An 18090-nucleotide genomic window follows, 5' to 3' on the forward strand; every position below is an offset into this window, starting at 1 on the left:
GTTTGCCGCAACACACTGTCGCGGCAAACGGCCGAAAAGCGCTTATTTCGAATCGCGCTTGCGGTTATTCCAAACCTTTTTGAAAAAAATCTGAACTAATCTGACAACTCACTACTCAGAGATACTGAATGGCTGGTGAAGCCCTTCGATGCTCCTATGTTGTGTTAAGTGTTGGCAGATATCTGAACCCCGCCCTAGCGGTTCGGAACTTGAACCCCGGAACTTCTCCCTCCCCATATGAAGTCCGGGGCTTTTTTTGCCTGCGATTTACTCAGCAGGCAATTCGGCACCTTTATCGGCCAGTTCCATCCAGCCTGCCAACACAGTGTAGGCCTCTTCCAGCCCCATGCGCTTTGGCGCGGAGAACAGCTGGATTGTCACCAGATCGCCCCAGCCCTTGCGGATTTCCGCCTGCACCTTCAGCAGCGTGTTCTTGGCAGCGCCGTAGGTCAGTTTGTCGGCCTTGGTCAGCAGAATATGCATCGGCATGCCGGCCGCAACGGCCCAGTCGAGCATCAGCAGGTCGAAGTCGGTCATTGGATGACGGATGTCCATCATCAGAATCAAACCCTTCAAACTCTCCCGGCCACCGAGGTAAGCCTCAAGGTGACGCTGCCAGTGTTGCTTGAGCGGGATCGGTACTTTTGCATAACCGTAGCCCGGCAGGTCGACCAGACGCCGTTCATCGTCTAGCTTGAAGAAGTTCAACAGCTGTGTGCGACCCGGGGTTTTCGAGGTGCGCGCCAGACTGGCGTGAGTCAGGGTGTTCAGTGCGCTGGATTTACCGGCGTTGGAACGACCGGCGAACGCCACTTCGAAGCCTTCGTCGTCAGGGCATTGATCGACTTTGGCGGCACTGAGCATGAACGTGGACTGTTGGCACAGGCCGAGGATGGGATTCTTGAGTTGCATGGGATTTCCGATGTGGGCGGCGCCGGGATTGGGCGCGGAACGCGGTGTCGCTTCCGTTTCAGTGACGCCAGTATATAATGCCGCAGATTTTGTGTGTGCTTTGTCCCAGCGAAGGATGAAGTTCATGAGAGCCAAAGACCTTGATTGCGCATCAGAACGCAGAACGCTCTCAACCCTGAAAAGGTCGTTTTATGACGAAATGGCTGCTGGCTGCCGGAGTCCTGATACCGCTTTGCGGCGCACAGGCTACACAGGAACCGGAAGCCGTGTACAACCGTGTTTGTGGTGCCTGTCATTCCGGCCAACTACCCATGGCGCCCGCAAGAGGCGATCAGGCAGTTTGGACGCCGAGGTTGGCGAAAGGTATGGAGACGCTGGTGCAACACGTGACCCAGGGTTTCAAGGCGATGCCGCCGCGTGGTTTGTGCATGGACTGCAGTGCCGAGGATTACCAGGCCATCATCCTTTGGATGAGCGAGAGTAAACCCGGTCCATAACTCTTAACCCTTAGCCGTAGTTGGATTAGCTGATGAACAAATTGATCGTGAGTCTGCTGTTGACCGTGGGAATTTCAGGCTTCGCCCATGCTGCCGGTGATGCCGCCGCCGGCCAGGCAAAAGCTGCCGTCTGCGGAGCCTGCCATGGCCCTGACGGGAACAGCATGGCGCCAAACTTCCCGAAACTGGCCGGTCAGGGTGAACGCTACCTCGACAAGCAGTTGCACGATATCAAGTCGGGCAAGCGCCAGGTTCTGGAAATGACCGGCCTGCTGACCAACCTGAGCGATCAGGATCTGGCTGACATTGCTGCTTACTTCGCCAGCCAGAAAGGCAGCGTCGGTGCCGCTGATCCGAAGATCGTGGCTCGTGGTGAGGCGCTGTTCCGCGGCGGTAATCTGGAAAAAGGCCTGCCAGCCTGCACCGGCTGCCACTCGCCGAACGGTGCAGGCAACGCTGCTGCAGGTTTCCCGCACCTGGGTGGCCAACATGCTCAATACATCACCAAACAGCTGACCGACTTCCGCAAGGAAGAAGGTGGTCGCGCCAACGACGGCGACGCGATGACCATGCGCACCATCGCGCGCAAACTGAGCGACGAAGACATTGCCGCAGTCTCCAGCTACATCCAGGGCCTGCACTAACCGCCCTGAATCGAGCGTTAACGCTGATGGACATCTCCTGCAACGTTAACGCTCGATTAATCCGTCGCAGCAAGTATAAAAAGGGTGGCTTTGGCCGCCCTTTTTTGTGGCCGCTGCCGTTACACTACAGAACTCATGCCCGCCAGGATCTGTCTGAAAACAGGTCGCGCGAGGCGACCAAAATTGTCCAGGAGTAAAGCATGCGTAATCTGATCATCAGCGCCGCTCTCGTCGCTGCCAGCCTGTTCGGCGTGACCGCCCAGGCCGCCGAAGCACCGGCCGCCCCTTATGTCGAGCTGGCCAACCCGGTACCGGTGGCAGAGCCTGGCAAGATCGAAGTGGTCGAGCTGTTCTGGTATGGCTGCCCGCACTGCTACGCGTTTGAGCCGGTGATCAATCCCTGGGTTGAAAAACTGCCGTCCGACGTCAACTTCGTACGTATTCCCGCCATGTTCGGCGGCCCGTGGGACGCTCACGGCCAAATGTTCCTGACCCTGGAAGCAATGGGCGTCGAGCACAAGGTTCACGCTGCGGTTTTCGAAGCAATCCAGAAACAACACAAGAAGCTGACCGACAAGAACGACATGGCTGACTTCCTCGCCACACAAGGCGTGGACAAGGACAAGTTCCTCGCCACCTTTGACTCGTTCGCGATCAAAGGTCAGATCGTCAAAGCGCGTGAGCTGGCCAAGAAGTATGAAATCACCGGCGTGCCAACCATGATCGTCAACGGCAAGTACCGCTTCGACATCGGCTCTGCCGGTGGTGCCGAGCAAGCCCTGAAACTGGCTGATCAACTGGTCGCCAAAGAGCGAGCGGCCAACAAGGCAGCCGCCAACTAAGCGCGGTAACCGCCATGCGCCGCTGGGGCACCGAACGCAGCGTTGGCCTGCATGATCCGCAGGTCAACGAGCATCACCTGGAGTCCACGGGCCTGCCCGCAGACCATCGTCTGCGCTTGCTCAGTTTCAATATCCAGGTCGGCATCAGCACCGAGCGCTATCGGCATTATCTGACCCGCAGCTGGCAGCACCTGCTGCCGCACACCGGGCGCTCAGGCAATCTGCAGAAGATCGGTGACCTGCTTGGCGACTTCGATCTGGTCGCCCTGCAGGAAGCCGATGGCGGCAGTCTGCGCTCAGGCTACGTCAATCAAGTCGAACATCTGGCCCACCTCGGCGCCTTCCCCTACTGGTATCAACAACTCAATCGCAACCTAGGCCGACTGGCCCAGCACAGCAATGGCGTGCTCAGTCGACTGAAGCCGTGGGCGATCGAAGATCATCCGCTGCCCGGCCCCAAAGGTCGCGGCGCGATCCTGCTGCGCTTCGGCGAAGGTCCGGAGGCGCTGGTGGTGGTGATGATGCATCTGGCGCTCGGCGCACGGGTGCGCAGCCTGCAACTGGCCTATATTCGTGACCTGATCAGTGGCTACAAGCACCAGATATTGATGGGCGACATGAACACCCATGCCAGTGATCTGCTACAACAGTCACCGTTACGCGATCTCGGCCTGCTGGCCCCGCAGATGCAAGCCACCTTTCCCAGTTGGCGGCCACAGCGATGCCTTGATCATATTTTGCTCAGCCCGACCCTGACCCTGGAAAAGGTCGAAGTGCTGGCCCAACCCATTTCCGATCACCTGCCGGTCGCGGTAGAGATTCGTCTGCCGGGTTCGCTCACGGCCGATGCATTGCCCGCGTTGAGTCCTGCCCCTCGCGGAACCCCTGAATGAGCGACGACGCCCAGCGCTGGAAAGAGAAGTACCTCAAAAGCATCGAACAACAGGACAAGCTCGAACGTCGCTGGGCCGCCCGGCTCGACTTGCTGCGCCGCGGTCTGGTGCGCAGCACGCTGGCCGCTGAAGGCACCGACAAGGTCGTTGATCAGTGCATGAAAGAAATGCGCGATGTGGTGCGCACCGACGACATGGACGCCGGCCTCGCCGCCCTGCTGCCGCGCCTGGAAAAAGCCGTGCTCGATTCCGAGCAACGTCGCGAAACCCGAATCGATCAGGTCAGCACCGCGCTTACCGCGCTGGTCACCCAGCTACAAGCGCTGCCGCTGCCCCGGGAAGTCGCCCAGCCGCTGAAGAAATTCGCCAAGCAACTCGACAGCCGGGTCGGCCAGGCGCGGGAAATGCCGCTGCTGTTGAGCGAACTCAGTGGTTTGCAGGGCAAGGCGTTGAGCCAGCTGGAAACGCCGCCCGAGCCCGACCGGCCGGGCTTTTTGCAGCGCCTGTTTGGCAGTCGTGACAGTGAAGGGGTGCCTGAGTCTTCGGATCAGCCTCAGGCGCCGACGCCGGCCAACGCTGAACCTGCACCTGCACCTGCACCTGCACCTGAGCCGGTACCCGCGCCAACCACAGCGGTCGAGCATAAGCAAACGCCAGCAGTGCAGCCTGAGGCCGAATCATCTGTGTTCGCGTTCGTGCCTCCGGTCATTGCTGCCGAGCCGATCAGCGAACCCGTTGCTGCACCTGCACTACCAGCGGCCGAACCTGAAGCCGAACGGCCGACCACCCCGATCACGGCGCCAGCACCTGCTGCCGCGTTCAACCCCGACGAGTTGATCCACCCGGGCGACATCCCGGCACCGTTGCTCCTCGATAGTCTGCCCCTACCCGAACCGATTGCCCAGGCTTTGGCCGCCATCGATCCGGAGCAACCCGAGCAGGACATTCTGTACGCCTTGCCCGATTCCCCGGAGCCGTCTTACAGTTCAGTGGCCAAACACATCGAAGACACGCTGATCGGGCTGCTCGACGACCTGACCCTGCCCGAGCGCCATCGCCCGCAGGCCGAAGCAATGCGCGACCGGTTGAAAAATGGCCTGAACTGGTACGAACTGCTGCCGATTCTCGACGATCTGGCGACCTTGATGCTGGCGATCACCGACAGCGGCCAGCACGAATTCGAAGCCTATCTGCAACAACTCAACGAACGCCTCGAAGCCTTCCAGAGCAATCTGCAGGCCGCCAGCGAAGGCCACGCCGACAACAGCTCGGCGGCGCGGGCGATGGACACGCAGATCCGTGAGCAGGTCGATGGTTTGCAGACCAGCATGCAGGAAGCGGCCGATCTGGATGACCTCAAGCAAGTGCTGGAGAACCATCTGGAAGGCCTGCTCGGCACCATGGATCAACACCAGAAACAACGCGATGCCCGCGAGCAGGAAGTGGCGGCACGCCTCAAGGGTCTGGCCGAGCGTGTGGCGCACATGGAGCAGGAAGCCCTGGGCTTTCGCGAACACCTGGAAGAACAGCGGCAGAAAGCCCTGATCGATCCGCTGACCGGCCTGCCCAACCGCGCCGCCTGGAGCGAACGCCTGGAACACGAGATCAAACAGTGGCAGCAACACGGCAACACCTTGAGTCTAGCGATGCTCGACCTTGATCATTTCAAGCGCATCAATGACAACTATGGCCATCTGGCCGGCGACAAGGTGCTGAAGATCATCGCCACAGTGCTGCGCAAACGCCTGCGCGCTGCGGATTTCATTGCCCGCTTTGGTGGTGAGGAATTCGTTCTGCTGCTGCCGGCGACCACGCCTGCGGTGGGCGCCAAACTGCTGGAGACCCTGCGCGCGGCGATCGAAGCCTGCCCGTTTCACTTCAAGGGCGAACGGGTGACGATCACCATTTCCATGGGCCTGGCGTCGTTCAGGATGGGAGAACACAGCGACCTGGTGCTCAAAAGAGCCGATCAGGCGTTGTACCGCGCAAAAAACGGCGGGCGCAACCGGGTCGAGCTGGGCTGAGCAATTGTTCCATTTTGTTTAATTAAGCCCGCCGGCCGTCGAGACCCGAGGCAGTACGTTACACTGTTGCATTACTGTCTTGCGTGTACTGCCTTCTGCCATGAAATTTTTTGCCCTCCTCGCGTCGCTGCTCGTTCTGGCCGGTTGTGCCAGCGGCCCGCGTTACGACACCAGCCATCCTTCGGCCAATCACGACAGCCGCGTGCAGTTCGTGATCGTGCATTACACCTCGGCGTCGCTCGCGCGTTCGCTGCAACTGCTGACCCACGGCGAAGTCAGCAGCCACTACCTGATCGGCGATGACAAGGGCGGCACGATCTACAAGCTGATGGATGAAAACCAGCGCGCCTGGCACGCCGGGGAAAGCCAATGGCAGGGCCGCACCTGGCTCAACTCCAGCTCGATCGGTATCGAGATCGTCAATCCGGGCTTCAAGGACACGCCGACCGGGCGCCTGTGGTTCCCTTATAGCGAAGCGCAGATTCAATCGCTGATCGTCCTGCTCAAGGACATCAGCCAGCGCCAGGGCATCAGCCCGCGCCATATCATCGGCCACAGCGACATCGCGCCCCTGCGCAAACTCGACCCCGGCCCACTGTTCCCATGGAAACGTCTGGCGGCCGAAGGCCTTGGCGTATGGCCCAACGAACAAGCGGTGGCGCGGCAGCAAGCGCACTTCAACGCCGAATTGCCCAGCATCAGCTGGTTTCAGGAACAACTGGCGCGCGTGGGTTATGACACCCCGCAGACCGGCGAGCTGGATGTTGCGACGCGCCATGTACTGGCAGCGTTCCAGATGCACTTCCGCCCGTCCCGTTTCGACGGTACGCCAGACGCACAAACGGCGGCGTTGTTGCTGGTACTCAATCAGACAAAATAATGACGCCCGCCCGACGGTCAGGGCGAAATCGTAATCAGCAGCTATAACTCATTGGTAATTCTTCGGATATTCCATGATGGTTACTACCCGAGCGACGCTGCGTAGCTGGTTTTATCGCCCGTGGTTTTTGGCGATGATCGCGGCTGTCCTCAGTGCAAGCCTGCTGATCGCCGGCGGAATGTTCGTCGCCATGCGCCAGATCGAGCAGAACGAAAGCCAGGAGATGAACGCCCAGGGCGAGCGTTTTCTGGCTCGCCTCGAGCAACTGTTCGGGCAGTTGCGCGAAAGTCTCGACGACCTCCAGGCGCAGCCGTTGCGCAGTTGCGATGAGGAAATGATCGCCACCCTGCAACAGGTCACTTTCAACTATCGCTTCGTCTATGAAGCGGCCTACATGGACGGCTCGCGGATCTGCTCCAACCGCCCCCGGCAGGAGGGACTGTCGGTCGTCCGCGCGCCGGACATCAAGGGCCCGACTTACAGCTACTGGCTCAACACCACCACCGAACCCGATGAAAACCGCGCGGCGCTGATGCTCGGGCGCGGCAACTTCCGTGTGGCGACATCGCGCGGGCATTTGACCGACATGGTCGACCTGCCACCGGACAGCAGCCTGCTGGTGGTACTCGATCATGGCAGGCGAGCGATTCCGGTACTCGGCACCGCACAGACCTGGCCACCGAGCGAAACCTGGCCACCGAAGAGCCGCGAAGCCCTGCAAGTCACCCAGTCACGGCTGATCTACCGCATGCCAACCAACAATCCGGAATACCAATTGGTGCTGATCACTCCGCGCAGTGGCATGCACATTCCCACCGTCTGGTGGTGGATGGTGCCGGCCTGCCTGCTGCTGGGGGCGTTTGCCGGTTTCTTCGTGTTTCTGCTGGTGCGCCAGCGCCAGTCACTGGACGCCGAACTCCAGGGCGCGATACGACGGGGCGAGCTACAAGTGCTGTATCAACCGATATTCGACCTCGACAGCCGCAATTGCGTGGGCGCCGAAGCCCTGCTGCGCTGGCGCCGCCCGGACGGCACCCTGACCAGCCCCGACCTGTTCATTCCATTGGCGGAAAACACCGGGCAGATTCGGCAGATGACCGATTTCGTCCTGCAGCGGCTGCTGGAACAACTGGGACCAGTGCTGCGCGCCAATCCGCAGCTGTACATCTCGGTCAACCTCGCAGCATGCGACGTAATGGTGCCGCGCATCGGCCAGGTCATGGCCAGGCTGTTGACCCTGCACCGGGTTGCGGCGCGGCAGATCGCCTTCGAAGTCACTGAGCGCGGGCTGATCGATGTGGTGGTGGCGCGGGAGAACCTGCAAGCCTTGCGCGATGTCGGCCATCAAGTGTTGATCGACGATTTCGGTACCGGTTATTGCAGCCTCGCCTACCTGCAAACGTTGCCGGTGGACTGCCTGAAAATCGACAAGGCCTTCATCGACGCACTCGGTCATGACGCGGCCAGCAGTGGCGTTGCTCCGCACATCATTCACATGGCGCAGGCACTGGATCTGAAGGTGATTGCCGAGGGCATCGAGCACGAAGCGCAAGCCGTGTTTCTCAGCAGCGAGGGGGTCAAGTTCGGTCAGGGCTGGCTGTTCGCCCAGGCCTTGAGTGCGGTGCAGTTCATTGAACTGATCACCCGTGGACGGCGCCTCGCCGGGCGCCGACTGGATGACGAAGCCTAGACCGCCAGCGCCATGTAGAACTGCGTGCCCTGCCCCGGCCGCGAATAGACGCCCATCCGCCCGCCATGCAACTGGACGATTTCCTTGCACAGCGCCAGGCCAAGGCCGGCGCCACCCTTCTTGCGCCCGACCTGGACGAACGGTTCGAAAATCCGCCCCTGCTGCCCGTAGGCAATGCCTTCGCCGTTGTCCTCGACGCTGATGATTACCCGCTCGCCATGCCGACGCGCCTGCAGGCGAATCTGCCCGTCGCGGGCGGTATGGCGCAGGGCGTTATCGATCAGGTTATCCAGTACCCGGTCCAGTTGCGCCTGATCGGCTTGCAGACGCGGCAACGGCCCCTGCACTTCGACGTTCAAGGCAATGCCTTTGGCCGCCGCCGCATCCGCAAAGCGCGATTGCGCCTGCGCCAGCAAGTCTTCGATGGAGCACGGCGCCAGGGTGAGCTTCTGTAAACCGTTCTGATAACGCGAAAAGTTGAGCAAGTCATTGATCAACTGCATCAGGCGCTGCATCTCTTCATTGACCGTGTCGAGCAAGTCCGCCTCGCGTGACTCCGGGGGAAACTTCGCCCGCTCGCGAAACAGCCCGAACGCCATGTGCATGCCGGTGACCGGCGTGCGCAGCTCATGGGAGGCACGCAGCACAAACTCGCTGCGTACGCGCTCGAAGGCGCGCTGCTCGGTGACGTCATGCAGCACCATCACCGCGCCAAGAATATGCCCCTGGGTGTGGCTGACCGGCGTCAGGCTGTAAGTCAGCAGACGTGATTCGCCATCGACCTCGATGCTCAAATCTTCCGGAGCACGCTCAAGGGTGCCGCCGCGCAACACCAGTTGCAGTTGTGCGTCGAGTTCCGGGCGCTCCAGCGCTGTGCCCAAACCCTGACCGAGTCGATCACTGTCCCAGCCCAACTGGCGCTGGGCCACTGGATTGAGGTGCTCCAGATGCCCTTCGCGATCAATCATCAGCAAGCCGTCGTCGATGCTGTCGAGCACCGCTTGCAAGCGCTGCTGACCGGCCAGCAGTTCGTCGACGTTGGTCGCCTGATGCTCGCGCAGCGCCTCGGCCATCAGCCCGAAGCGCTTGGTCAGTTGGTTCATTTCCATCGCCGAGGAAATCGGCAGCGTCACCTCGAAATTGCCCTGGCCGATGTTGTCCGCCGCTTGCGCCAGCGCCTCGATCGGCGCGCCGAAACGCCGGGCAATCGCATGCGCGGTGACAAAGCCGATGATCAGCACCGCCAGTCCCACCAACCCTAGCAGGCCGGAGACCAGCAGCGCCCTTTCCCGGGCGTCATGCTGCACGGCGTTGATGTTGTCCAGCGCATGCTTGTGCTCGGCAATCAAACCATTGCGCAAAATGTTGAAGCGTTCTCTGAGGTCGCTGTTGCCGCTGAGCACATTGCCCGGATTACGCGACAGCTCGAACGCCTGGAGAAAGCTCAGGTAGTCGGCCTTGGCCTGAGTAAACCCGTACTGTCGGCCATCGCCGTCGGCCTCCTGCGAAATGCCTTCATCCAGCAATTGCAGGTAATGCTGCTTTGACGCTTCGAACGCGGCGGGATCGGGTTTTTCGGCCAGCATCAGCACCAACTGGTCGCCGAGGGTCTGGCGCAATTTGAGCCCCAGGTCGAGGGTCACGAAGTTGCTGCGGATCGTTGCTTCCTGAGTACCGGCCATCTGCATCACGCTGACCAGCCCGAGCAACAGCCCGAGCAAGGCGACCGTGATCAGCGCAGAAATGCTCAGGAACAAGCGAGTGCGCAACTTCATCGCCAGCTTCATCGTCGGGCGCTCACAGGTTGTACTGCTTGCGCTTGCGATACAGGGTCGACGCGTCGATGCCGAGGGTTTTCGCTGCCTGATCCAGAGTGCCCGCCGTCGCCAGCACCGCGCCGATGTGGGCTTTTTCCAGTTCATCGAGGCTCAGCGCGGCGCCGACTCGAGGTGCGTTGTTCGCCGGCTGCTCGGCCATGCCGAGGTGGCTGATTTCCACGCGTTCCTGCGGGCAGATGATGCTCGCCCGCTCCACCACGTTACGCAGCTCACGAATATTGCCCGGCCAGCGATAACCCAGCAGCGCCTCTCGCGCCTCGTCACTGAAGCCCCGGGCCGGACGCGCGTACTCTTTGACGAAGCGCGCGAGGAAGCGGTCGGCCAGGGTCAGGATGTCCTCGGCACGTTCGCGCAATGGCGGCAGATGCAGGGTGATCACGTTGAGGCGATACAGCAGGTCTTCACGGAAGCGCCCGTCGCGCACCATGTCTTCGAGATTAAGGTTGGTCGCGGCGAGAATCCGCACATCGGCACGACGGGTCACTGGGTCCCCTACCCGCTCGTATTCCTTGTCCTGAATAAAACGCAGCAGCTTGGGTTGCAAAGTCAGCGGAAAATCGCCGATTTCGTCGAGAAACAGCGTGCCACCGTCCGCCTGATTGACTCGACCAAGCGTACTTTCGCTGGCGCCGGTAAACGCACCGCGACTGTGACCGAACAGCTCGCTTTCCATCAACTCTGCGGTCAACGACGGGCAGTTGATGGTCACGCAGGATTTCTTCTCGCGCTTGCTCCAACCATGAATGGCCCGGGCCAGTTCCCCTTTACCCGTGCCGGATTCGCCGAGGATGAGGATGTTGGCGTCGGTACCGGCAACCTGCCGCGCAGTTTCCAGCACGACTTTCATCGCCGGGCTGTGAGAGTCGAGGCCGTCCTTGGGTTTGCGGATCTCGCCTTCGAGGGCTTCCAGACGCGCCGAGAGCTGGCGCACTTCCAGCTGCTTGGCGGTAGCCAGACGCAACTGGTCAGGGCTGCACGGTTTGACCAGATAGTCGGCGGCGCCCGCCTGGATCGCGTCCACCGCGGTATCGACCGCCGAATGCGCGGTGACAATCACCACCCGCATCCATGGCGCCTGAACGCGCATCTGCGCCAGTACATCGAGACCGTTGTCTTCACCCAGACGCAAATCAAGGAAGCAGAGGTCGAATACCTGGCGTTGCAACAGTGCATCAGCCTGAGCCGCGCTGTTGGCGGTGGCCACCGTATAACCTTCGTCTTCGAGGCAGTAACGAAAGGTTCGCAGGATGGCGGACTCGTCGTCCACCAGCAGAATGCGGCCTTGATGCTCAGTGGCAGATTCCATTTTTCCTACGCTCCATAGTGATTGATCTTGGGTTAGTCCCGGAAAAATCGGGCAAGTTGCATGGTTGATTCTGAACGATGCGAGCCATGGGAGGGTAGCTCTCTCCTGCCTTGACGGCCAATCCATTGATTTTGTTGAGTTTTTAAACAACCACCGATTTGCAGAGGGTTCCCTGCGTACTTTTCTGACATCCGCGACGTGCTCTCAATTCCATAAGAATGAAATCTCCTACGAAATAATCATGCATTTCGCACGACCGTAGATGACCCATCGTGCAGGATGCGTCCGTCGCTGAATTTAACTCACTCGCAACCAATTGATTTTATTGAATATTTTTCAAATAAAAAACTGGCATGCAGCCTGCAATAACTCATTCAGCCCGGGCAGATTCCACTGCCCCAACCGAATAAGAGTGAGGAACCCAGGATGACTCGCCAACGTGCCGCCCAAGTGCGTATCTCGCCACTGCATATCCAGCAAGGCCTGTTTGGCGTACTTGCACTGTTGATCACCCTGATTGCCTGCCAGCAATACCTGAGCTGGGAAAACAGCCAGAAGCCTGAGCCGCTGATCTCGATTCAACACAGCACGCAGACGCACTTCAGCGCCGTCAGCAGCAGTCAGGCCGAAAGCGCCTCGATGCGCATGATGGATGTCGATCAGCCGCAGCCGCTGGATCAACTGCCACGTGAAGAGCGCTGGGTTTTCTGACGAACTGAAGAATTCAGGCGCATCGCGCCGGAACACGCAATATCCCTAAATAGAGAAGTAAGGAGAATCACCATGTTGAGCTGGGCAATTACATTCTTGATCATTGCCATCATCGCCGCCGTACTGGGCTTCGGTGGTATCGCGGGCACCGCCACGGGTATCGCCAAGATTCTCTTTGTCGTGTTCCTGGTGATGTTCATCGCTTCCTTCTTCTTTGGCCGTCGCGGCCGAGGTTAACGATGATTGCTTTGAAGACACTGGCAGCCGCCCTGCTTATGGGCGGTAGTGCCATGGCGATGGCGGCCAATGATGGCCAGGCGCGGGTCAACGAGCTGCTCAGCTCCGACCCGCAATACCGGGAAACCTGGCAAGGCGTTGTGAAACACGAAGAACGCCTGCCGGAATGGGTGATGAACCTGTCCGGCACGCCAGACCAGCAGATGAATGCCGTGACTGAAGACGGCGACAAGTACCTGGTCGGCCCGCTCTGTGAATCCGCAGACAAGTGCCTCAACCACCGCTTGATCGTGGCTTTCAGCTTCGACAAGAAAGACGCGTACGCCATGCTCGTCGATGTTCCCGAAGGACTGCCGGCCGACAAGTCGCCAACGCGACATGCCACCTACCGCTTCCTCGGCAAACCGGATGAGGGTATGCAGAACCTGTTGATGGAAACGCTGAAGAAAGACCCGAAGTGGTATTGATTCGAACATGAGGGCAGCGCCCCGCTGCCCTTTATTGCGCCTACCCGAGGAAGGCTGGCGCATGACCAGGGGGCCGGGACGTTCTGACTGTTGCAGGGTCGGAGTGACCTACGGGTACAGGGAGTGCCTGCGCGAGGGCCGGGTCAGGGTAAAAGCTGCGACGCAGGTTCGCCGACCCTCAGTGGTTCGACGGACTTGCGCTGAGCTTTATCCGATGCAAAAACATTGATCCAGAGCGTCCTGCTCATCTTTTTATGCCTCACACTGCGCGCGAAAACATTACGCGGTGTTTCCTGGCGACCGTATATCGAGAAAGAGTCCCTTTAAACAGTGGGACATCTAGTCTGCAAACGTAGGCTTTTTCTTAAGATTTCCGTCGAAATTTCTCGTTTAAAAAATAACCAATCTACGCTGCAATGGCCGGTTCACGGCACTTATGCCGGCTGAAATGTCGTAATCGAACCGGTTGGGACGCCAGTTTCAATTAAAAAAGCTCATGCCGATTCGGCATAGGGTAGGCGTTTACGGCATTAGACGGCGCAACCTTGCATCGGAATAGTTGCGCCTTTTTTCGCCTGCCGAAGAGCCGTAAATACGCGCTTCGGGGCACCTTATACGGAGGCAGATGCACAGACTTTTCCGCTGACAGAGCGTTCCAGTTCCTGCATGTGCCTGAGTCAAACGCAAGTAAGGGTAAAGATAATGAAGAAGGCAAAACTCAGCCTCGCCTGGCAGATCCTCATCGGTCTGGTTTTAGGGATTGCAATTGGTGCGTTGCTCAACCACTTCAGTGCCGAAAAAGCCTGGTGGATCAGCAACGTCCTGCAACCGGCAGGCGATATCTTTATCCGTCTGATCAAGATGATCGTGATCCCGATCGTCATCTCCTCCCTGATCGTCGGCATCGCCGGCGTGGGCGACGCCAAGAAACTCGGGCGTATCGGTCTGAAGACCATCATCTACTTCGAGATCGTCACCACCATCGCGATCATCGTCGGCCTGCTGCTGGCCAACCTGTTCCACCCGGGCGCCGGCATCGACATGAGCACCCTGGGCACGGTGGATATCTCCAAGTACCAGGCGACCGCCGCCGAAGTGCAACATGAACACGCGTTCATCGAGACCATCCTCAACCTGATCCCGTCGAACATCTTCGCGGCCATGGCCCGTGGCGAAATGCTGCCGATCATCTTCTTCTCCGTGCTGTTCGGTCTCGGTCTGTCGAGCCTGCAGTCGGACCTGCGAGAGCCGCTGGTGAAGATGTTCCAGGGCGTCTCGGAAAGCATGTTCAAAGTCACCCACATGATCATGAACTACGCGCCGATCGGCGTGTTCGCCCTGATCGCGGTGACCGTGGCCAACTTCGGTTTCGCCTCGCTGCTGCCGCTGGCCAAACTGGTGATCCTGGTTTACGTCGCCATCGCCTTCTTCGCCTTCGTGGTGCTGGGCCTGATCGCCAAGCTGTTCGGCTTCTCGGTGATCAAGCTGATGCGCATCTTCAAGGATGAGCTGGTCCTGGCTTACTCCACCGCCTCTTCGGAAACCGTGCTGCCACGGGTGATCGAGAAGATGGAAGCCTACGGCGCACCGAAAGCCATTTGCAGCTTCGTGGTACCGACCGGCTATTCGTTCAACCTCGACGGTTCGACCCTGTACCAGTCGATCGCAGCGATCTTCATTGCCCAGCTGTACGGCATCGACCTGTCGATCAGCCAGCAACTGCTGCTGGTGCTGACCCTGATGGTCACCTCCAAAGGCATCGCCGGCGTACCGGGCGTGTCCTTCGTGGTGCTGCTGGCGACTCTGGGCAGTGTCGGTATCCCACTGGAAGGCCTGGCGTTCATCGCCGGTGTCGACCGCATCATGGACATGGCGCGTACCGCACTGAACGTGATCGGCAACGCCCTGGCAGTGCTGGTTATCGCGCGTTGGGAAGGCATGTACGACGACGCCAAAGGCGAGCGCTACTGGAACTCCCTGCCGCACTGGCGCAGCAAGGAAAAACTGCCGGCTGGCGAAATTTCCAAGCCGTAATGCAAACACCCTTGTGGGAGCGGGCTTGCTCGCGAAGAGGCCGGTACATTCGACATCTCAGTTGATTGACACACCGCTTTCGCGAGCAAGCCCGCTCCCACATTGGATCGGCGCATACAGAAGACAAACCCCGGAGCAATCCGGGGTTTGTCGTTTCTGGCGACCCCGCTATTATTCGCCGCATCTTCCGGGGGATTTGACTGATGCTTAATGGCCTGTGGCTTGGCTTCTTCGTCGTGGCAGCAATATCTGCGCTGGTGCAGTGGCTGGTCGGTGGCAACGCCGGGATTTTCGCGGCGATGGTGGAAAGCATTTTCGCCATGGCCAAACTCTCGGTCGAGGTCATGGTGCTGCTGTTCGGCACGCTGACCCTGTGGCTGGGCTTTCTGCGCATCGCCGAGAAGGCCGGGATCGTCGAGTGGCTGGCCAAGGTCCTCGGGCCGCTGTTCCTGCGGCTGATGCCGGAAGTCCCGGCCGGGCACCCGGCGCTCGGTCTGATTACCCTGAACTTCGCCGCCAACGGCCTGGGCCTGGACAACGCCGCCACGCCGATCGGCCTCAAGGCCATGAAGGCGCTGCAGGAGCTCAACCCCAGCGCGACCATCGCCAGCAACGCGCAGATCCTTTTCCTGGTGCTCAACGCCTCGTCGCTGACCCTGTTGCCGGTGACAATCTTCATGTACCGCGCCCAGCAAGGCGCACCAGATCCGACTCTGGTGTTTCTGCCGATTCTGCTGGCGACCAGTTGCTCGACCATCGTCGGCTTCCTCTCGGTGGCGTTCATGCAGCGCCTGCGCATCTGGGACCCGGTGGTGCTGGCCTATCTGATTCCCGGCGCACTGATCCTCGGCGGCTTCATGGCGCTTCTGGCGACAATGTCGGCCACGGCGCTGGCCGGGCTGTCGTCGATCCTTGGCAACCTGACGCTGTTCGGCCTGATCATGCTGTTCCTGGTGATCGGCGCGTTACGCAAGGTCAAGGTCTACGAAGCGTTCGTCGAGGGCGCGAAGGAGGGCTTCGACGTCGCCAAGAACCTGCTGCCGTACCTGGTGGCGATGCTCTGCGCGATTGGCGTGCTGCGTGCCTCGGGCGCGCTGGACTTTGGTCTGGATGGCATTCGGCATCTGGTGCAGTGGGCCGGGTGGGATACGCGTTTTGTCGATGCGTTGCCGACGGCGATGGTCAAACCGTTTTCCGGCAGCGCCGCACGGGCGATGCTGATCGAGACCATGAAGACCTCCGGCGTCGACAGCTTCCCGTCACTGGTGGCGGCGACGATTCAGGGCAGCACCGAGACCACGTTCTATGTGCTGGCAGTGTATTTCGGTGCGGTGGGGATTCAACGCGCAAGGCACGCCGTTGGATGCGCGCTGCTGGCCGAATTGGCCGGCGTACTCGGTGCGATTGGCGTCTGCTACTGGTTCTTCGGTTAACCACAAATCAAAACTGTAGGAGTGAGCCTGCTCGCGATAGCGGTAATTCAGTCACCACTGATGTGATTGGTAAACCGCTATCGCGAGCAGGCTCACTCCTACATTGGTTTTGCGTGGGGTTTAAGGTCTGGGTTGTTGGGTGAATTGCTGGCCTTGCTGAACAGCCCAGGCGACAACCTTGGCCGTCAGCCGATCACTGGCCTGTCCAAACCCCGCGACCACCGCCGGCACCTGTACATCATTCAATGGCTGGCGCTCTTCGAAGCGGCGGCTGGCGAGAATCTTCTGGTCATAGCCGCGCACCAGCAGCGCATCGACCCGCACCACGACGCTGGCCTGATTGCCCTGATACTCAGTCTGAAACGCCTGCAAGCTGCCGCCCAGTTCCAGGTCCGCAGCGAAGTTACTGTCATCGGTGCTGAGCAGCGTCACCCGACCATCGCGGGCAAAACCATCCAGCAGCCGATTACGCACCAGCACCGGCGCCGGATCGCTCCAGCGCGAAGCCTTGTAGCTGCTGATCACGTCGCCCTGTGGAATCACCGCGATGTTCGGCCGGTTCAGCGCTTCGCTGGCCTGCAACTTGTTCAGGCGCAGCGACCAGTGCTGGGTCGCCGCTGAGCTGGGCGAGGCGGGCGCTTGCGCGGCGGGCAGGCGATAGACGTCCGAAGGTTCGGCCTTGGGCAGGATCGAGCAGGCACTGGTCAAAGCGAGGCTGGCGAGGAGAGCAAAGTGAATCAGCTTCATGGGGTGAATTCCTTGTTCTTGTCACTGCCCAGCAAGTAGCCGCTGGGGTTGGCCTCAAGCCGTTGGGAAATGCCACGCAGCGAGGTCAGGGTCTCGCGCAGTTCGCGGATCGCCGGCGCCAGGCCATTGAGGCCCTGCATACCGTTGTCGAGGGAGTTCTGATTCTTGCTCAGCAGGCCGTTGATGGTGGCGCTGCTTTGCTCCAGCGACTTCATCGCCTGCTCGGCACTGCCCAGCGCCTGCTTGCCCTGATCGTTGAGCAGGCCGTTGGCGTTGCGCATCAGCGCCGAAGTTTGCTCAAGCATGCTGCCGGCCTGCTTGCCGACGCTCGCCAGTTGCTGCATGGCCTGGCGCAGGTCGCCGCGCTGATCGTTGATCGAACCGGTGGTCTGCTCCAGATGCGCCAGGGTGTTGCTGACGCGCTCGACGTTCTCCTGAGAAAACATCTGGTTGGCGTTGCTCAGCAGTGCGGTGATACCGGTCATCAGGTCGTTGCTGTCGTTGAGTAGCCGGGAAATAGGCGAGGGTGCCGCGACGATGGTTGGCAGCTCGCCGTCATGCCCACGCAGCTTCGGACTCTCCGGGGTGCCGCCGCTGAGCTGGATGATCGAGGTGCCAGTGATCCCGGCCAGTGCCAGTTTGGCCTGGGTGTCTTCCTTGACCGGGGTGTCCCCGCCCAGACGAATCCGCGCCAGCACCCGGCGTGGGTCTTTCGGGTCGAGACGCAGGCTGACCACGTCACCAACCTTGATCCCGCTGTACTGCACGGGGCTGCCCTTGGACAGGCCGCTGACCGCCTCGTTGAACACTACTTCGTAATCCTTGAACTCGGAATCGACGCTGGACTTGGCCAGCCACAGGCCGAAGAGCAGGGCGCCTGCCACCACTATCACCGAGAACAGGCCGATCAACACATGATGGGCTCGGGTTTCCAT

17 protein-coding genes are annotated in these 18090 nt (G+C 60.2%); 12 read left to right on the forward strand and 5 right to left on the reverse strand.

Annotated features, from left to right (window positions below):
- Positions 1–267 precede the first annotated feature (267 nt).
- The gene (yihA, locus tag VLA07_RS25080) at positions 268–912 is read right to left on the reverse strand and encodes a ribosome biogenesis GTP-binding protein YihA/YsxC (protein WP_027610238.1); all 645 of its coding nucleotides are present in this window, start codon (positions 910–912) and stop codon (positions 268–270) included.
- 191 nt (positions 913–1103) lie between these two features.
- Here yihA and VLA07_RS25085 point away from each other — a divergent pair, with 191 nt between their 5' ends.
- From VLA07_RS25085 to VLA07_RS25115, 7 genes are all read left to right on the forward strand, one after another.
- Positions 1104–1409: a c-type cytochrome gene (locus tag VLA07_RS25085; protein ID WP_333992198.1), complete on the forward strand. Its 306-nt coding sequence runs from the start codon at positions 1104–1106 to the stop codon at positions 1407–1409.
- 32 nt (positions 1410–1441) lie between these two features.
- Positions 1442–2053: a c-type cytochrome gene (locus tag VLA07_RS25090; RefSeq protein WP_103367995.1), complete on the forward strand. Its 612-nt coding sequence runs from the start codon at positions 1442–1444 to the stop codon at positions 2051–2053.
- A gap of 200 nt (positions 2054–2253) precedes the next feature.
- Positions 2254–2895: a thiol:disulfide interchange protein DsbA/DsbL gene (locus tag VLA07_RS25095; RefSeq protein WP_027610241.1), complete on the forward strand. Its 642-nt coding sequence runs from the start codon at positions 2254–2256 to the stop codon at positions 2893–2895.
- A 14-nt stretch (positions 2896–2909) separates the two neighbouring features.
- Positions 2910–3788 (forward strand): endonuclease/exonuclease/phosphatase family protein, encoded by an 879-nt coding sequence (locus VLA07_RS25100; RefSeq protein ID WP_027610242.1) that lies wholly within the window; start codon positions 2910–2912, stop codon positions 3786–3788.
- On the forward strand, positions 3785–5812 hold the full coding sequence (locus VLA07_RS25105) for a GGDEF domain-containing protein (RefSeq protein WP_333992203.1): 2028 nt from the start codon (positions 3785–3787) through the stop codon (positions 5810–5812). Before VLA07_RS25100 ends, VLA07_RS25105 begins: the two co-directional genes overlap by 4 nt.
- A gap of 100 nt (positions 5813–5912) precedes the next feature.
- Positions 5913–6692, forward strand: a complete 780-nt coding sequence (locus VLA07_RS25110; RefSeq protein WP_333992205.1) for an N-acetylmuramoyl-L-alanine amidase — start codon at positions 5913–5915, stop codon at positions 6690–6692.
- A 73-nt stretch (positions 6693–6765) separates the two neighbouring features.
- Positions 6766–8382 carry an EAL domain-containing protein gene (locus VLA07_RS25115; protein ID WP_333992207.1) on the forward strand — a complete coding sequence of 539 codons (1617 nt, stop codon included), beginning with the start codon at positions 6766–6768 and terminating at the stop codon, positions 8380–8382.
- Here VLA07_RS25115 and VLA07_RS25120 read toward each other — a convergent pair.
- Both VLA07_RS25120 and algB read right to left on the reverse strand, forming a co-directional pair.
- Positions 8379–10169, reverse strand: coding sequence for a KinB sensor domain-containing domain (locus VLA07_RS25120; RefSeq protein WP_027610246.1), 1791 nt, complete (start codon positions 10167–10169; stop codon positions 8379–8381). The two genes, VLA07_RS25115 and VLA07_RS25120, sit on opposite strands and share 4 nt — an antisense overlap.
- Before the next feature lie 10 nt (positions 10170–10179).
- Complete coding sequence (gene algB / locus VLA07_RS25125) at positions 10180–11526, reverse strand: sigma-54-dependent response regulator transcription factor AlgB (RefSeq protein ID WP_027610247.1); 1347 nt, start codon at positions 11524–11526, stop codon at positions 10180–10182.
- A 426-nt stretch (positions 11527–11952) separates the two neighbouring features.
- Between algB and VLA07_RS25130 the strand changes: the two genes are divergently transcribed.
- The 5 genes from VLA07_RS25130 to VLA07_RS25150 all read left to right on the forward strand — a co-directional run bounded on the left by VLA07_RS25130 (position 11953) and on the right by VLA07_RS25150 (position 16408).
- Positions 11953–12237, forward strand: a complete 285-nt coding sequence (locus VLA07_RS25130) for a hypothetical protein (protein WP_047297449.1) — start codon at positions 11953–11955, stop codon at positions 12235–12237.
- A gap of 72 nt (positions 12238–12309) precedes the next feature.
- Positions 12310–12474: a DUF1328 domain-containing protein gene (locus VLA07_RS25135; RefSeq protein WP_003177151.1), complete on the forward strand. Its 165-nt coding sequence runs from the start codon at positions 12310–12312 to the stop codon at positions 12472–12474.
- A 2-nt stretch (positions 12475–12476) separates the two neighbouring features.
- A complete protein-coding gene (locus VLA07_RS25140; protein WP_096797612.1) occupies positions 12477–12941 on the forward strand; it encodes an inhibitor of vertebrate lysozyme family protein in 465 nt (154 codons plus the stop codon).
- A gap of 702 nt (positions 12942–13643) precedes the next feature.
- Positions 13644–14975 carry a glutamate/aspartate:proton symporter GltP gene (gene gltP, locus VLA07_RS25145; protein WP_103367992.1) on the forward strand — a complete coding sequence of 444 codons (1332 nt, stop codon included), beginning with the start codon at positions 13644–13646 and terminating at the stop codon, positions 14973–14975.
- A 203-nt stretch (positions 14976–15178) separates the two neighbouring features.
- On the forward strand, positions 15179–16408 hold the full coding sequence (locus VLA07_RS25150) for a nucleoside recognition domain-containing protein (RefSeq protein ID WP_025112290.1): 1230 nt from the start codon (positions 15179–15181) through the stop codon (positions 16406–16408).
- 120 nt (positions 16409–16528) lie between these two features.
- Here the strand turns inward: VLA07_RS25150 and VLA07_RS25155 are convergent, their stop codons facing one another.
- Entirely contained in the window at positions 16529–17155 is a 627-nt protein-coding gene (locus tag VLA07_RS25155) for an ABC-type transport auxiliary lipoprotein family protein (RefSeq protein WP_333992250.1), read from the reverse strand.
- Positions 17152–18090, reverse strand: coding sequence for an MlaD family protein (locus VLA07_RS25160; protein WP_123586008.1), 939 nt, complete (start codon positions 18088–18090; stop codon positions 17152–17154). The genes VLA07_RS25155 and VLA07_RS25160 overlap by 4 nt, the downstream gene beginning before the upstream one ends.

It is taken from the genome of Pseudomonas sp. S3(2024), from assembly GCF_036861315.1.
Lineage (GTDB): Bacteria > Pseudomonadota > Gammaproteobacteria > Pseudomonadales > Pseudomonadaceae > Aquipseudomonas > Aquipseudomonas putida_A.

Coding starts and splice junctions, on each gene's coding strand:
- gltP (WP_103367992.1), top strand. CDS start 13,644: ATGAAGAAGGCAAAACTCAGCCTCGCCTGGCAGATCCTCATCGGTCTG.
- VLA07_RS25085 (WP_333992198.1), top strand. CDS start 1,104: ATGACGAAATGGCTGCTGGCTGCCGGAGTCCTGATACCGCTTTGCGGC.
- VLA07_RS25140 (WP_096797612.1), top strand. CDS start 12,477: ATGATTGCTTTGAAGACACTGGCAGCCGCCCTGCTTATGGGCGGTAGT.
- VLA07_RS25135 (WP_003177151.1), top strand. CDS start 12,310: ATGTTGAGCTGGGCAATTACATTCTTGATCATTGCCATCATCGCCGCC.
- algB (WP_027610247.1), bottom strand. CDS start 11,526: ATGGAATCTGCCACTGAGCATCAAGGCCGCATTCTGCTGGTGGACGAC.
- VLA07_RS25160 (WP_123586008.1), bottom strand. CDS start 18,090: ATGGAAACCCGAGCCCATCATGTGTTGATCGGCCTGTTCTCGGTGATA.
- yihA (WP_027610238.1), bottom strand. CDS start 912: ATGCAACTCAAGAATCCCATCCTCGGCCTGTGCCAACAGTCCACGTTC.
- VLA07_RS25095 (WP_027610241.1), top strand. CDS start 2,254: ATGCGTAATCTGATCATCAGCGCCGCTCTCGTCGCTGCCAGCCTGTTC.
- VLA07_RS25115 (WP_333992207.1), top strand. CDS start 6,766: ATGATGGTTACTACCCGAGCGACGCTGCGTAGCTGGTTTTATCGCCCG.
- VLA07_RS25100 (WP_027610242.1), top strand. CDS start 2,910: ATGCGCCGCTGGGGCACCGAACGCAGCGTTGGCCTGCATGATCCGCAG.
- VLA07_RS25130 (WP_047297449.1), top strand. CDS start 11,953: ATGACTCGCCAACGTGCCGCCCAAGTGCGTATCTCGCCACTGCATATC.
- VLA07_RS25090 (WP_103367995.1), top strand. CDS start 1,442: ATGAACAAATTGATCGTGAGTCTGCTGTTGACCGTGGGAATTTCAGGC.
- VLA07_RS25150 (WP_025112290.1), top strand. CDS start 15,179: ATGCTTAATGGCCTGTGGCTTGGCTTCTTCGTCGTGGCAGCAATATCT.
- VLA07_RS25155 (WP_333992250.1), bottom strand. CDS start 17,155: ATGAAGCTGATTCACTTTGCTCTCCTCGCCAGCCTCGCTTTGACCAGT.
- VLA07_RS25110 (WP_333992205.1), top strand. CDS start 5,913: ATGAAATTTTTTGCCCTCCTCGCGTCGCTGCTCGTTCTGGCCGGTTGT.
- VLA07_RS25120 (WP_027610246.1), bottom strand. CDS start 10,169: ATGAAGCTGGCGATGAAGTTGCGCACTCGCTTGTTCCTGAGCATTTCT.
- VLA07_RS25105 (WP_333992203.1), top strand. CDS start 3,785: ATGAGCGACGACGCCCAGCGCTGGAAAGAGAAGTACCTCAAAAGCATC.